Genomic DNA, 14,120 nt, shown 5'->3' on the forward strand with positions numbered 1-14,120 from the left:
CGAAAAAACTGAGCTGCCGCACAGCTAGTGGTTCAAAGTGTGCGGCAAGTCCGAAAAAACTGAGCTGCCGCATCGCACTCGACTAAAAATGTGCGGCAGGCTCCCCAATAATCGTCATTTTTTCATTTGCAACAGCTTTTATCTTATTGTAAACTTAAGTTGACCATAGTGGTCAACGGAAAAATCAACACCAAAAAATCAACACAATAAGACTACCACACAACTCAAGGGGGCGGACGTTTTGCAAGGGACAAAAGAGAAAATATTGCGTGCGGCGTACAAAGAGTTTGAGTCGCACGGCTATTCACTTGCATCGACGAACAAAATTGTAAATGAAGCGGGTGTATCGAAAGGAACGCTGTTCAACTATTTCGGATCGAAAGAAAAACTCTATCACTCGTGTATTGAGCACGCGATCGGCGTCACTATTACTGAGACGAACGCGTTCCAATACGAAAAACCTGGATTCATCGAAAGAATGTATGAACTTATGCAGCTAAAGCAAGCAATACAGATGCGACATCCGGAACTGACGCAGTTTTTAAGCAAGGCTTATTTAGACAAGACATTACCAGAGAAATATCGTCAACAATTGGATGAGTTCAGAGAGAAGTCACTCAATCAATTACTTGAAGGTGTCGATGTTTCGAATCTTAGAGATGATTTACCGAAAGATAGGATGATGGATCTCATCAGATGGACACTCGACGGTTACGCAGAACAGATGAAAAACATGTGGCAGATGGGGCTAATTGATTTAGAGAATTTAGAACCCTATTACGAAGATTTCGAGAAGCACTTAGATGTCATGAAAAAATTGTACTATAAGGAGTGAATGTAGATGCCAATTTTGGAAATTAAAGAAGTGACGAAGAACTATGGTGATTTTACAGCGGTTGAAGATGTCTCGATGGCGATTGAACCAGGGGAAGTGTATGGTTTTATCGGTCCGAATGGGGCAGGTAAGTCGACGACGATTCGCATGATTATCGGCGCAATCGGTATTACGAAAGGTCAAATTTTTGTCGATGATATGGATGTTTCAAAAGATAAAAAATACTTATCGAAAATCAGCTACGTTCCAGGTGATGTGAGTCTGTGGCCAAACTTAACGGGTATGGAAGTAATCAATTTCCTTATGGCTGCGCGTGGTTATAAGGATACGAAGCGTCGAGATGAATTGATCGAAACGTTTAGACTCGATCCACACAAAAAGTCGAAGACGTATTCAAAGGGGAACCGACAAAAAGTTGCACTCATCAGCGCATTTTGTTCAGATGCTGAACTGTATATTTTTGACGAACCGACGTCTGGATTAGACCCTTTGATGGAGCATACGTTCCATGAAGAAGTGAAACGATTGAAACAGGAAGGTAAGAGCGTACTATTATCGAGTCATATTTTGTCTGAAGTTGAGAAGCTTGCGGATCGCATCTCAATTATTAAAGATGGAAAAATTGTTGAGAGTGGGCGTTTCAGTGAACTTAGTCATATTACGCGCATGAAGTATATCATTGAATCAAATGAAGATATATCACCAATCAAACAATTGGACTATGTCCATAACGTTGAAGAGGAAGGCAAACAATTGCATTTACTCGTCGACAATGAATCGATACCAGACTTTTTAAATGAATTGAAAACATACAAGATCACCCATCTTGAGACTGAGCCAGCAAAACTTGAAGATATCTTCTTGCGATTCTACGAGGCGAGTCGATGAATTATATACGATTACAAATAAAAGCACTTTGGCTAAAAGTCTCCATATGGGTTGGATCGTTGTCGATATTGACGATTCTTATTGCATTTATGATTGGTGAACTATATAGCAATCCGTTTGAGCGCATGAACATGCGCATGGCCATGGATTCACCAGCGATGGTGGCAATGGCTGGTCCAATACCGCCTGGCGACTTTACAGAAGCGGCATTGTTCATGGTAGTCACCGTACTCTTTCTTGGATTAGCATATGGTTTATTTAATATTTTGATTGCGAATCAAGTGGTTAAACACGAAGAGAATGAAGGTCTCACAGAACTGCTCATAGCAAGTGGTATCGGCCGGAAAGCGTTGTTTGTCAATCATGTAATGGTTGGTATTTTGATTAACATTCCATTTTTCATCATCACAATTTTGGGATTAACACTCGTCAATGTGAACGGCTCAGAGTTTATAGATCATGTGGTATTTATTAGTGCGATTACGTTATTTGGTTTGCTATTTTATGCGTTAACGATGGCAATCGGTGCCTTTGTCACAACGAGTGACATGACGTTTGGTATTGCGCTGAGTGTACTTATCGGCATGTACTTATATCGTGCAATTACCGATGTTGTGGATATCAGTTATTCTGTCGTCTCTCCATATCATTGGTTGTCTCGACTCGATGCATACGGCGGAAATAATATAGAATGGCTCATTCCGTTTTCTATTCTCATTATATTCTTTGCTATAGCATACTTCGTGACGTTAAAGCGTGACGTTGGTGATGGGATCATTCATCCGAAAGTCACACATAGGTCGAGAAATATTTCTTCATATCCAAAACTATTATTCACCCAGTCACGCATGCTGATTATTGCATGGTTTGTTGCACTGATTGTGACGGGACTTTCATATGGTTCCGTACTCGAGGATATCGAAGAGATTATGGCAAATAACTTCATCATGAATGCTGCAGTTCAAGCGGGTCAAATCGATAATCCCGTGCTGTTCTTTATCAGTATGATTAGCATAATTACGGCAATCATCTCAATGTTTCCGGGCTTAATGATTATGGGTAAATTATTAAAAGAAGAGCGACTCAGATTGGAGTGGATGAGTGCAGGTGTTGATATTAAACGTATCAATCCCACGCGCATCATCATTACACATATTATATTTGCAATTGTCGCAAGTATTGCTGCACATGCGCTCTATGCTATTTCACTGTACAGTATGACATTGTTGGTCGAAGATTTCCCAACAGAACCGATAGATTATGTCTATGCGTTGATCAGTGAGGGTAGTGTCATCGTGTTAATGATCGGGTTAGTGACATTATTCTATGGTATTTCATACAAAATGTTTAAACTGATTTGGCCGGTCATTGCATTCTTGTTCATCATCAGTTATGTCGGAACGATTTTGCAGTTCCCTGATTGGTTGTTAAACGTGTCTCCATTCCACCATCTCGGACACATTTTCGTCGATGGACCGATGTGGAATGTGATTGTTATATTGTATGCTACTGCATTAATATTAATGATAATCGGCGTCATGCTCTATAGACGCAGAGATATTCAAAATGGTTAGGAAATGAATCTTTTAGCGAATCATTGTATAATCTATGACACACAAGAGAAAGTAACTCAGTTACTGACCCAAACACAAAAAAATCCACTTTAGTGGATGTGTCGGAGGATAAAAAACATGAAAAATTTATTGTCTAAAATTTTCTTTTTTGGTGCTTTAATGCTGACGTTTAACCTAGTTATGAACACAGTGAGTGCACAGGAATCAGAAGAGGATATCGAGTACGATGATGAATATCAAACAACAAACTTTGCGACTGTGTTACCACAAGATTTAGAAACACATTTTACAAACTACTTCCAAGGTTTAGAAGACTTTTATAACGGTGGTAGTGAAGCAGTGCTCAAGTATCCTTACGAAGATAGTGCGCTATATCAGCTCATCATTGATAACAGAACATCTGGCTATTTTGAAGGCTACGAAATATTGAATTGGGAAATTGTTGAAGAGAATTATTTAAATAATGGTATGGACGTGAATGTCGTCATTGAACGTGAAGTGACGACACCCAATTATCCAGGATCAACGAATACATTTGAACGCGTGAATTATGACCTCCACTTACAAGGTAATGGAGAATGGAAGATCGCAAGATACTTCATCATGTCAAATGATGATACGACGATTTCAGATATCAGCGATTTCTTTGACTTGTATTATGCAAATCAAAAAGAATATTATGCAGGCGGTAGCAACGCGGTATTAAACCAAATTGTTGAAGGCTCTGATTTATATAACCTTGTTAACAATAACGGAAAATCTGGTGGATACTATGGCTATGAAATTACAGACTGGCGTTTTATCGATGTGCAGTATGAAAGTGACGAACGTGCAGTCATATTGATGGAGAGAGACTTTATTAACCCGTCATCAACTCGACGACATGCAGGCACAGAAGTCGTGACGTATACGATGAGTGGATTGCAAGGCGATTTAATTCTCGAATCATATGAAATTCTAGATTATAACCAAAACGAATTGCAGTTGTTAAACAACTACTTTGAGTCATACTTTGAAGCACAGCGCGCGTACTATGCAGGAGAAAGCGAAGATGTACTCAACTTCCCTGAAGAAGGGAACGACTTGTATAACTTGCTCGTTAGCAACCGTCAGTCTGGGTACTTCGATGACTATCAAGTGATGGACTGGAAGATAGGTAAGCTCGGTTATCACAATGAAGGCTATGACATCAAAGTTGTCATCGACCGTCTAATCGATAATCCTGCCCAAGATTTACGTGAGAACGAAACGATTATTTATGAGCTACAATCAATCGGTAACGGTGAATATAATATTACGTATTATGATAGACACCTATTGCCATTCGATCAGTACATTCGAATCGACGATTTCTTTACGAGATACTACAAGGCACAGCGTGATTTCTACGCAGGTGAAAATGAAGAAGTGTTGATTATGATGTATGAGGGTAATTCACTCTATCAGTTATTAGAAAATAACAAAGCAGGTGGAGAGTACGATGATTATTACGTACCACATTGGAGAATCGTAGAGATTGAGCATACGAATGATGGACATGACATCCGTGTTGTTATCGAACGATTCTTCTATAACCCATCGAGCCCATATCGTGAAGAAGGATTTGAGAGTGTCACATACGAACTGCATGATGGTGACCAAGGGTTAATCATCGATGCACATTATAATAACTAGATAAAAAAGCTGCCTCCCGTCAAATCGACTGAGGCAGTTTTTAAATTCAATATATCAATGTTTCAATCTATGAATCACTTCGAGTGCATCTTTCAATGAAATCATCTGACGGTTTTCATCATTAAATAAAGCAAGTTCTGAAACACCGTTGCCAACGAGCATTTCGATAATTTCTTCGAAACCCAACATGTAGTCTTCAGGATGATGGGCATCAGATCCCAGAGTAATCAACTTACCACCAAGCGCAATGTAGCGCTCAATGCCCCATTGATACAAAGCTTTATTCCCGTGAACAAAGATTGACTTACTGTTAATTTCAAATGCAATATCTTTCTCGATAATCGTTTCAAAAACTTTATTTAAACGGTCTTCATATGGTCCAATCTCAGAGATATCAAAGTCATGTATTCTAAAGCCAAAGTCAAAATGAGCAAGGATATGAAAGTCATTCCACTCTGTTACAGCTTCAAGCAATGTGTCAACGTACGAATTAAGCATTTCATCGCGTGGGATATCCACACGACTCATAAATCCGTAGTCCCCATTATGATGGGCACTCATGATTTTTACTTTAAATGGATATTTCGAAAAAATGTGGTCTAATGCACCTTCAATGCCACGTGCATAGCCAACTTCAACACCGAGCAATAACTCTGTGCCGCGTTCCTTCAACTCGTCTTTAAGATCGAGCAGCAAATCAAACGCTGGTGTAATATCGACTTTCGGTTCGCCCGGAGATTGCAATTCTAAATGATCGGTAAACACCACATATTTTGGACCGTTCTTTATGTATTGAAATGGATCGGCTTCACTATCTATGGAAATATAACTATGCATATGTTGATCGTAAAACATAATCCCACTCCTCATTCTCTTTTCTACATTGTAATTGGTATCAAATGAATAGTCACGAGATTATAAACACGAACTTTCATTTAAAATACCTTTATATATTTCGTGTTTTTTAGTACAATAGTAATATCCTATACGAAGAGGTCATCAAAATGGAATTAATCTATAAAGGTAAGACGAAAGATGTATACAGAGATAGTGCAGACGATAACGGTGTTGTTTTGTTCTTCAAAGATGATATGACAGGTAAAGACGGTGTGTTTGATCCGGGAGAAAACCAAGTGGGACTAACAGTCGAAGGATCAGGACGCGCAGGTCTTAAACTATCGAGCTACTTTTTTGAAAAGATTAATGCGCTCGGTTACCCAACGCACTTTAAGTCAGCAGATCTAGATAGTCGTTACATGTATGTGCATCCAGTAGAAACATTTGGAAAAGGTGTAGAAGTCATCTGCAGATTTAAAGCGACGGGTAGTTTTATCCGTCGATATGGTGCATATATCGAAGATGGCGAGCAGTTAGATGACTTTGTTGAGTTCACATTAAAAGACGATAAAAGACAAGACCCACCGATCAATGAAGCGGGCCTTGTAGCGTTAGACATTTTACAACCAGGTGAGCATGATGTAATCGTAGAAAATACGTTAAAAATTTGCAAGCTGATCAAAGAAGAACTCGCTCAAAGAGGATTCGACCTTTACGATATCAAATTAGAATTTGGACGTGATATTAAGACTGGAGAGGTCATGCTGATCGATGAAATCTCTGGCGGTAACATGCGTGTGTATAAAGCAGGACAAAAAGTAGATCCATTAGAATTAGTGGATTTGTTCTTCAAATAATAGAAAGAGTGGACAACCGTCCACTCTTTTTTTAATAATAGAGATGAGGTGAAAACATGAAAAAGTACTCAATCATAGCAGTATTATTCATCAGCAGCATGTTTTTAACGACACAAGTCTCTGCAAATGTCATTAAAGAAATGGTCATGAAAGTACATATTAATGAAGATGGTTCAGTCGATATAACTGAAGAACGTCTTCAAAATATGGATGAAGGTACGGAAAATTACATGATCTTTAACAACCGTGATATGGGAGAAGTTGAAATAACGAACTTCAGTGTAGACGGTTATGAAGCAGTTGAAGATTGGGATTCAGATGCAAGCTTAGAAGAAAAAGCAGGAAAATATGGAATTTTAGACACATCATCAGGTCAAGAACTCGTATTTGGTATCGGTGAATATGGGAGCGACAATGAATATACGGTCCATTACACACTAGAAAATATGGTACGAAATATTGATGGTGGACAAAGTCTATTCTGGAACTTTGATACATTCTTAAGCTTACCGACAGGCGAATTTACAATGGAAATAACATCAGATGTACCCTTCGAAGACGTTAATTATTGGGGATTCGGTTTTATCGGTGATATCGAATTGATCGATGACACCATTTACTGGGATTCGAGCAACATGGTAAGAGAAGGAAATGACGTCATCGTGTTACTGCATTTCCCAGAAGGTACGTACACAACTTCAGTAGAAGATGATATCAGTATCGATGAAGAACGAGAACAAGCGTTGGATGGCTCGATATATGAAGAGTATTTAGAAGACCAAGATAGCATGCCAACATGGGCGATTTGGCTACTGAGTATCGGTGGGGGACTGGGTGTAATACTCGTCGGCATAATCACATACTTCTCTGTCGGTGTAGCACGATATAAAAAGGAAAAAGGTCATATCGAATCTAGAGGTACAATCGTCAGTAGAAATAAAGATTATGAAGAAGAACAAGCACCGGACGTTGAAGACTATGCAGGCATCATTTATTTCGTGAAACATCTGACATATGAAGCGTTTGATGGACTCTTCCAAGTGTATCTGATGAAGTGGAATGACGAAGGACGTTTATCGATTGAACTTGAAGAAGGCGAAGGCTGGTTTTCTACTGATGAAACGACAGTAACAATTCACGATTATGAAGCGGCGGTAGAGGCGTATTCAACATCAATCGAACAAATTGGTAAGGCAATAAAAGCGAAGCAATATAATGGTAGTTACGAAGCATTGATGTGGCGATTCCTAATAGAGATGGCAGATTCGAACGGTAAAATTGACAATAAAACGCTGAGAGAATTCTCGAAGAAGAATGCTAAACAGTTTGAGATACTCGTGGATTACTTAAATGAATATTCTATAGAATATCTAGAAAAGAATGGTTATTTAGAACAAGAAAAAGGTAAGAAATATGGTTTCCCTGTTTTAATTACACGACCAACTGAGGCTGGTGAAGCATTGTTAAATCATATCGCACAGTATAAAAACTATTTGAACAAGCGTGATGAAGAAGTCTTGAATAATCCATTTGATGAGTCGGAGTTAAAAGATCACTTGAAATGGGCAACATTGCTTGGAGATAGTACGAAATACAACAAAATACTTGAAACGTATAACAAAGAAGACGAGTATCGTCAGACTTACTATAACTATTATCTGTATCACCATGCTACGCTTCATACACGAAATCAAATCACGACCGGACTTGGCGAAGGTGGTATGAGCTCTGCAATGTCATCCGCAGTCTCAGCAGCCTCAGGCGGAGGCGGCGTCACAGGCGGAGGCGGCGGAGGCGGAGCCGGTGGCGGAGGCGGTGGTGGTGCACGATAGTGCATCCGGCCTCATTAAAAAAGTCCCGAGATCAATTAGGATCTTGGGACTTTTTTCTATTTATCTGCAGGATATTTAAGACCGTTTTTCTTTATCTTTGCGCGAATTGCTTCTTCCATATCAATATCCAAACCATCCGCCATCATCAAACCATATATGAAAACATCTGCGAGCTCATCCTTTATGTTCTCGATATTCTGCTCAGCACCTTCCTCAGCACTTACCCATTGAAAATTCTCCAAAAGTTCAGCAGCCTCAAGCGAAAGAGATAACGCTAAATCCTTAGAATTATGATACTGTCACCAGTTTCCTCTCATCCCTAAACGCATTGATTTCTTTGTTTAAGTCTTTCATTCAATAAACACTCCTCATTTATAAACACAATGCTATTAATATAACATGCATAAAATTCAAATCATAGATTTGTAATATGTATATTAAAGTCAAATATTTATACATTTTCGATTATATCTAGCGTAATCACACTAATATATACCATTTTATGTTAACTACTACTATGGATAATTCAGGGAGATCTCACTGTCTATTTTAAAATCGCTTAAATTAATACAATTTATGATCATATGTATATTAGTAAAGCTATAAAGTCATTAGTCGACTAAATCATACTTATAAATCAACTCACCTTCTGGATCATACTCACCTGTAAAAGTAAATCCCATATTTTCATACAGTTGCTTTGCCACAACATTTTCTTTTACAAAACTTAAGTAAACGACATTTACTTGATACTTTTTAGTAACAATATCAATCAATAAATGAATTGCCTGCTTGCCGTAACCCTTTCCTTGATGTGCCTGATCGATAATTATTCGATCAATCCAAGTATCCGGGTTTTTACCAAACGCACCATACATTGCAAATCCTACAACCTCTTCTTCATGGTAGATTGCGACAGGGCACCACTGTTCATACTCTGCAGCTTCTTCTAGACATTCTTCTACAGATTCAATAAAGGACTCTTGGTCTTTTTTCATCGTAACGTTTTTAACCACTTCAATATTCGCTTCATCTATATTTCTTATCGTTAAACCATCCATAATTTCTCATTTCCTTTTGTAAGTATGTATAATTCTGATTATACATTATGATTTGAACGATCGCAAATTTCAAGTTTAAGTTAGCCACCTTGTGATTGTGAAAGTACTATGGTGGGTGTTCCTTCTCCCCCTCGGGGGAGAAATTTTTTTTACACTACGTGCTTTAAGCGATTTGGGTCTGTTTGAACGCTTTAACAAAACAGTCATGTGGCGTCTGATAGTTCAAAATTTTACGTGGATAATCATTCATCCATCGCTGGATCCGCTGAACCTGTCGGTCGCTGATGTCAGAGATTGATTGGCCTTTCGGAATGAAACGACGAATGAACTTATGTTGATTCTCACTTGTGCCCCGTTCATATGAGGCAAATGGTCGAGCGAAGTATACATTCGTGACAGACTTCAATGTTTCATAAAGCGTGCTAAATTCGGAACCGTTGTCTGAGGTAATGGTTTTGAACAAGGATGACATATGATCACCGGCACGTCCGACAAGAGATTCAACAGCTTTAGTCACGGCATTGGCATCCTTGGCGTCAATCTTTAATAGGACTTCAAATCGTGTCTGTCTTTCCACAAGAGTCAGCAACACTGCATCATGCTTTTGTTTTGCACCAATCATTGTGTCGATTTCCCAATGGCCAAATGTCGTACGTGATTCAACATCTGCCGGCCTTTCAGTGATAGATGGACCTAAATACCGTTTATGTTTACGTGTCTTAAAGGTTTTCGTTTTTGTATTACGTCGCAGCTTTTCCGGTAAGTCGATATTTTTAGTTCGCATGATATGTTGGTCGATCCAGTTGTACAAAGTGGTCGTACATGGAATTAGTGCGTCTGAAAAGAAATCATGTTCGCGAGCTGTACCGACGACCGTATCAGGCGACCAATTATGTTCCAACATCTGTCTATCTGCCCAGTCAACGAAAGCATCCGACAGGCTCCACTTCGGGCGACGCCCACAGTGTTTGCGGTTTTCCATGTAAGCGTCATGTGCATAATCTGGATCATAGACAGTATGGTAATAATCGTACGTTTTACCGTTCTGTTTCTGACGGCTCATCTGTTGCACAGTACCTCTCTCAATTTCGTTATTGATGGTTTGTGGGGCACGTCCTAAACGCTCTGCGATTTGGCGATTGGAGTAACCTTCACTTTTTAGTATAGAAATTTGAGCGCGTTCAGCCTGTGTCAGATGTTTTCCTTTAATCGATTCAGTGTTATTATGAAATTGCGTCATGTGATTTCATTCCTTTATTGAGAGTTGTGGTTAACTTCAATATAACATGAAATTCACATGGCGTTTTTAGTATCAAGGGTGGCTAAGTTCATTATAAAATCCACCTGATTTGAACGATAATAGTTTAGCTAGATTAAATGTAGAATAAATAAAAGAAGGGATGATGAGATGATGATTACAGAAAAATATTGGGAGAATTTTATCGAAAAAAATCCTAGCTATAAAGATAAACCATATGAAGCATGGCAATTTGGAGCAGACCCAAATACGCTTGCTGCGCTTGTAGTTAAAGGTACGAAGACTTTGACATGCAGCAGTTTTAGGGAATATCAAATGGAGAATGAGCCACTACCTGAAGTGGGTGATGTGAGTATTATTCTGGATGAGGAAAATCAGCCGAAAGGAATTATTGAGAACACGAGAGTCTACACAATGAAGTTTTCAGATGTCGATGATGAGATTGCCTACAAAGAAGGTGAAGGTGACCGATCATTGGCATATTGGAGAAAGTCACACATTGAATTTTTCGAATGGTTGTATGAAAAACTGGGTCACGAGTTTAACGAATCGGAAGAGATTGTCGTGGAAGAGTTTAAATTGATTTATAAGTAGACTTAAAAAGAACCTAAACTAGTTTAGGTTCTTTACTTATTTACCGATTCTCTTCCCAATCATGGAAAGTTTTGACATCAAATTTGCCGGAACTCTCTAACAGTTGCTTTAGGATATAAATATGTCCAGCACCGACAATCATAATTACTCTCGAATCGTCTTTTAGATTTCTCGTTATATTATTCACCATAATCATGTTTCTTTTATACCACCACGCTAACCATGGAATAGACATTTCCCATTTGTCTCCAAGTAACATCATATGGCCATACAATTCTTGATCTCGCTTATAGTTTTCTGGATGATTTAACTTTAAAGTAGCATCATAAATGTTTTCTGCAGCACCGAGTTGATTGTGAAAATTTTGTAAATCAGTCAGCCTATTCATGAATTCCGGATCATGTTGTTCTGCCCATTCTACAGCATCAGAAATACCATTTTGATTTTGATCATTTTCCATCCAATCCACGGCTCGAATTGACTTTATTCCATTCTTTTTCCCAAGATAAAAACCTAAATCATAAGATTCGTATTTATAGAATCTATTTTTATCATAACTCTGGTAGTGCTCATCAATCTCGTCTTGGTTCTTTTCTTCAATCTCAATACATATATCAGTTGGTTGAAACGTACTTAAGCTGTCTCTTAGCGTTTGTAAGCTTTTTAGAAATGAATTTGAAGGATCTCTCTCGTTAAACATTTCATGATAATGGGTTGATCCTAGGATTAAAATTTGTGGTTTCAAAAATTACGCCTCCGATAGCAACTATTAGACTTTTTTGTATGTTAATTCATTTAGTTTCTAATATTGTTTAAATCCATAGTACCATATAATTGAGGGTAGCCTTTCTCCGAATTTAATACCATCAAGTGCATCAGCTCAGGCTGATATTAGAGTACCTGTTGGTGTAGACATGCGTGACATCGAGCAGAAAATAAAAGAAATTGTAGATTCCATTTAGGGATTATCTTTTAATTTATTTAATCAGTATGAACCCAGTTGGTTTGATATCAATCATGAGATATTTTCATTGACTGCAGCAAACGTTAAATACATCACTGGTGAAGAACTTGTGACAACGATGCGAGTAGGAGCATCTGATGCACGTCATTACAAAATATCGAAAGGTATACCAAGTGTGAACTGTGGAATGAGTGCGTATAATTTAGGTGGACCGGAGGAATATATTGAAGTTGATGAGTTAGTAGATCTTGCGAAGATACATGCTCTGACTGCTTTTGACTTCTTATCATAATGAATAGCCTAGACAGGTAATGTTGTCTAGGCTTCTTTTTGTGTAGTATTCGGTTAAATCTCATAAACTTATGGGCATTACGGCTTTAAATCGGATTTGCGTTCCAGTGAGCCTCACTCATAGTCCATCAAATCCGTTTGCGAGACCATGAGCCTCGCTCATAGTCCGTCAAATCCGTTTGCGAGACCGTGAGCCTCGCTCATAGTCCGTCAAATCCGTTTGCGAGACCATGAGCCTCGCTCATAGTCCGTCAAATCCGTTTGCGAGACCGTGAGCCTCGCTCATAGTCCGTCAAATCCGTTTACGAGACAATGAACCCCGCTCATAGTCCGTCAAATCCGTTTACGAGACCGTGAGCCTCGCTCATAGTCCGTCAAATCCGTTTGCGAGACCATGAGCCTCGCTCATAGTCCGTCAAATCCGTTTACGCGCCTATGAACGCCGCTCTTAGTCACTCAATCGATTCCCATTCTTCACGGAGCACACCCATTCTAATAGAATCGTAGTATTCACCATCATAAAAGCGAACTTTACGCATCCGACCTTCCATCGTCATGCCTAATTTCTCTGCAACGTGTATCATACGTGTATTACCTGACCATGTCGTGAGTCCGATTCGTGGGAGATTAACTTCATTAAACAGATGTTCAATCCATAACCGCAGCGCGCGGGTACCGATGCCTTTGCCCCAGTTTTTCCCTTCGTAAAGCAGGATGCCGACTTCTAACCACTTCCTCATTTCATCTTCATAGTAGTACGTCACCATGCCGATGAACTCGCCATCCAGAACGATCGCCTGTCTAGACGTTTGATTTAAAAAATCATACTTCTTATACAAGAATATTTCATAAGACAAAGCCTCATGCGCATAGTAAGGTGCATCCCATTTTTTCCATTCGGGATTTTTATCTTTGAACGCAAGTGCCCAGAGCTCCGGTAAATCTTCTTCTGCTATTTTTCTTATTTCAAGATTATCATCGATTAAACTACCCAACATACTTCACCATCACTAAACAAGGATTCCATTCATCCCAAAGTGTCGGAAACACTTCTAACCGTTTAAATCCGACTGATTCATAAAATCGAATGGTTGCATCATACTCGTCGTAGTGTCCTTCATCCACAGTTTTAACTTGTAAGAAGTCATACTTTCCTGCGACAGATTCTTCAAGCGCTGATTGCAGTGCTTTCCCAATACCTTGATGATGGTACGCTTTTTTCACACCCATGCAATGGATTTCAGTTGTACTATTGCTGGTTTCTTTTAAAGTCACAAACCCAAGCAATTTTTCGTTATCAAACGCTGCCCATAACGGTAACTCTCTCGACTCATCAATATATGCTTGAGTTGAATCTGGTAAACCAAACCACTCTGGTAAGTCTGCAAGCACTTCTTTAACAATGGCTGCCTTTTCTTCACTATTTTCTACTTCAGTAATTCTCATTCTAAACCT

General features: G+C 39.0%; 15 protein-coding genes and 1 pseudogene. 9 read left to right on the forward strand and 7 right to left on the reverse strand.

The features are described 5' to 3' along the window. Window positions 1–241 precede the first annotated feature (241 nt). The 4 genes from BMW30_RS09090 (at window position 242) to BMW30_RS09105 (ending at window position 4,971) form a co-directional block, all read left to right on the forward strand. The gene (locus BMW30_RS09090; protein WP_091476203.1) at window positions 242–835 is read left to right on the forward strand and encodes a TetR/AcrR family transcriptional regulator; all 594 of its coding nucleotides are present in this window, start codon (window positions 242–244) and stop codon (window positions 833–835) included. A gap of 6 nt (window positions 836–841) precedes the next feature. Then, entirely contained in the window at window positions 842–1,723 is an 882-nt protein-coding gene (locus BMW30_RS09095) for an ABC transporter ATP-binding protein (RefSeq protein ID WP_091476206.1), read from the forward strand. After that, the gene (locus tag BMW30_RS09100) at window positions 1,720–3,297 is read left to right on the forward strand and encodes a hypothetical protein (RefSeq protein WP_091476209.1); all 1,578 of its coding nucleotides are present in this window, start codon (window positions 1,720–1,722) and stop codon (window positions 3,295–3,297) included. Before BMW30_RS09095 ends, BMW30_RS09100 begins: the two co-directional genes overlap by 4 nt. A gap of 117 nt (window positions 3,298–3,414) precedes the next feature. Beyond that, window positions 3,415–4,971, forward strand: coding sequence for a hypothetical protein (locus BMW30_RS09105; RefSeq protein ID WP_091476210.1), 1,557 nt, complete (start codon window positions 3,415–3,417; stop codon window positions 4,969–4,971). Window positions 4,972–5,025: 54 nt separating this feature from the next. Here the strand turns inward: BMW30_RS09105 and BMW30_RS09110 are convergent, their stop codons facing one another. Continuing rightward, window positions 5,026–5,826 (reverse strand): PHP domain-containing protein, encoded by an 801-nt coding sequence (locus tag BMW30_RS09110; protein ID WP_091476213.1) that lies wholly within the window; start codon window positions 5,824–5,826, stop codon window positions 5,026–5,028. A 149-nt stretch (window positions 5,827–5,975) separates the two neighbouring features. On the opposite strand from BMW30_RS09110, the gene BMW30_RS09115 reads away from it, so the two are divergent. After that, window positions 5,976–6,665 carry a phosphoribosylaminoimidazolesuccinocarboxamide synthase gene (locus tag BMW30_RS09115; protein ID WP_091476215.1) on the forward strand — a complete coding sequence of 230 codons (690 nt, stop codon included), beginning with the start codon at window positions 5,976–5,978 and terminating at the stop codon, window positions 6,663–6,665. A gap of 56 nt (window positions 6,666–6,721) precedes the next feature. Then, window positions 6,722–8,497, forward strand: coding sequence for a DUF2207 domain-containing protein (locus tag BMW30_RS09120; RefSeq protein WP_091476218.1), 1,776 nt, complete (start codon window positions 6,722–6,724; stop codon window positions 8,495–8,497). A 56-nt stretch (window positions 8,498–8,553) separates the two neighbouring features. On the opposite strand, the pseudogene BMW30_RS09125 reads toward BMW30_RS09120, so the two are convergent. The 3 genes and pseudogenes from BMW30_RS09125 to BMW30_RS09135 all read right to left on the reverse strand — a co-directional run bounded on the left by BMW30_RS09125 (window position 8,554) and on the right by BMW30_RS09135 (window position 10,798). Further along, window positions 8,554–8,851, reverse strand: a pseudogene (locus BMW30_RS09125) (nucleotide pyrophosphohydrolase). 257 nt (window positions 8,852–9,108) lie between these two features. Beyond that, window positions 9,109–9,558 (reverse strand): GNAT family N-acetyltransferase, encoded by a 450-nt coding sequence (locus tag BMW30_RS09130; protein WP_091476220.1) that lies wholly within the window; start codon window positions 9,556–9,558, stop codon window positions 9,109–9,111. A gap of 163 nt (window positions 9,559–9,721) precedes the next feature. Continuing rightward, window positions 9,722–10,798 carry an IS30 family transposase gene (locus BMW30_RS09135; protein ID WP_091476222.1) on the reverse strand — a complete coding sequence of 359 codons (1,077 nt, stop codon included), beginning with the start codon at window positions 10,796–10,798 and terminating at the stop codon, window positions 9,722–9,724. 171 nt (window positions 10,799–10,969) lie between these two features. On the opposite strand from BMW30_RS09135, the gene BMW30_RS09140 reads away from it, so the two are divergent. Continuing rightward, the gene (locus tag BMW30_RS09140; RefSeq protein WP_091476351.1) at window positions 10,970–11,410 is read left to right on the forward strand and encodes an ASCH domain-containing protein; all 441 of its coding nucleotides are present in this window, start codon (window positions 10,970–10,972) and stop codon (window positions 11,408–11,410) included. Window positions 11,411–11,450: 40 nt separating this feature from the next. Here the strand turns inward: BMW30_RS09140 and BMW30_RS09145 are convergent, their stop codons facing one another. Continuing rightward, the gene (locus BMW30_RS09145; RefSeq protein WP_091476224.1) at window positions 11,451–12,155 is read right to left on the reverse strand and encodes a DUF5694 domain-containing protein; all 705 of its coding nucleotides are present in this window, start codon (window positions 12,153–12,155) and stop codon (window positions 11,451–11,453) included. A gap of 88 nt (window positions 12,156–12,243) precedes the next feature. Between BMW30_RS09145 and BMW30_RS10865 the strand changes: the two genes are divergently transcribed. Together BMW30_RS10865 and BMW30_RS09155 are read left to right on the forward strand one after the other, a co-directional pair. Next, window positions 12,244–12,372, forward strand: a complete 129-nt coding sequence (locus tag BMW30_RS10865; RefSeq protein ID WP_425425802.1) for a peptidase dimerization domain-containing protein — start codon at window positions 12,244–12,246, stop codon at window positions 12,370–12,372. 69 nt (window positions 12,373–12,441) lie between these two features. Then, complete coding sequence (locus tag BMW30_RS09155; protein WP_091476228.1) at window positions 12,442–12,666, forward strand: hypothetical protein; 225 nt, start codon at window positions 12,442–12,444, stop codon at window positions 12,664–12,666. A gap of 451 nt (window positions 12,667–13,117) precedes the next feature. Here BMW30_RS09155 and BMW30_RS09160 read toward each other — a convergent pair whose 3' ends face one another. Both BMW30_RS09160 and BMW30_RS09165 read right to left on the reverse strand, forming a co-directional pair. Further along, entirely contained in the window at window positions 13,118–13,663 is a 546-nt protein-coding gene (locus tag BMW30_RS09160) for a GNAT family N-acetyltransferase (protein WP_091476229.1), read from the reverse strand. Further along, the gene (locus tag BMW30_RS09165; protein WP_091476232.1) at window positions 13,653–14,111 is read right to left on the reverse strand and encodes a GNAT family N-acetyltransferase; all 459 of its coding nucleotides are present in this window, start codon (window positions 14,109–14,111) and stop codon (window positions 13,653–13,655) included. Before BMW30_RS09165 ends, BMW30_RS09160 begins: the two co-directional genes overlap by 11 nt. Between the last annotated feature and the right edge of the window lie 9 nt (window positions 14,112–14,120).

Source organism: Aliicoccus persicus, from assembly GCF_900110815.1.
Lineage (GTDB): Bacteria > Bacillota > Bacilli > Staphylococcales > Salinicoccaceae > Aliicoccus > Aliicoccus persicus.

What these genes read in the sequence shown, in the direction of transcription:
- BMW30_RS09105 (WP_091476210.1), top strand. Translation starts at nt 3,415, where the DNA reads ATGAAAAATTTATTGTCTAAAATTTTCTTTTTTGGTGCTTTAATGCTG.
- BMW30_RS09165 (WP_091476232.1), bottom strand. Translation starts at nt 14,111, where the DNA reads ATGAGAATTACTGAAGTAGAAAATAGTGAAGAAAAGGCAGCCATTGTT.
- BMW30_RS09135 (WP_091476222.1), bottom strand. Translation starts at nt 10,798, where the DNA reads ATGACGCAATTTCATAATAACACTGAATCGATTAAAGGAAAACATCTG.
- BMW30_RS09110 (WP_091476213.1), bottom strand. Translation starts at nt 5,826, where the DNA reads ATGTTTTACGATCAACATATGCATAGTTATATTTCCATAGATAGTGAA.
- BMW30_RS09160 (WP_091476229.1), bottom strand. Translation starts at nt 13,663, where the DNA reads ATGTTGGGTAGTTTAATCGATGATAATCTTGAAATAAGAAAAATAGCA.
- BMW30_RS09120 (WP_091476218.1), top strand. Translation starts at nt 6,722, where the DNA reads ATGAAAAAGTACTCAATCATAGCAGTATTATTCATCAGCAGCATGTTT.
- BMW30_RS09130 (WP_091476220.1), bottom strand. Translation starts at nt 9,558, where the DNA reads ATGGATGGTTTAACGATAAGAAATATAGATGAAGCGAATATTGAAGTG.
- BMW30_RS09100 (WP_091476209.1), top strand. Translation starts at nt 1,720, where the DNA reads ATGAATTATATACGATTACAAATAAAAGCACTTTGGCTAAAAGTCTCC.
- BMW30_RS09140 (WP_091476351.1), top strand. Translation starts at nt 10,970, where the DNA reads ATGATTACAGAAAAATATTGGGAGAATTTTATCGAAAAAAATCCTAGC.
- BMW30_RS09095 (WP_091476206.1), top strand. Translation starts at nt 842, where the DNA reads ATGCCAATTTTGGAAATTAAAGAAGTGACGAAGAACTATGGTGATTTT.
- BMW30_RS09115 (WP_091476215.1), top strand. Translation starts at nt 5,976, where the DNA reads ATGGAATTAATCTATAAAGGTAAGACGAAAGATGTATACAGAGATAGT.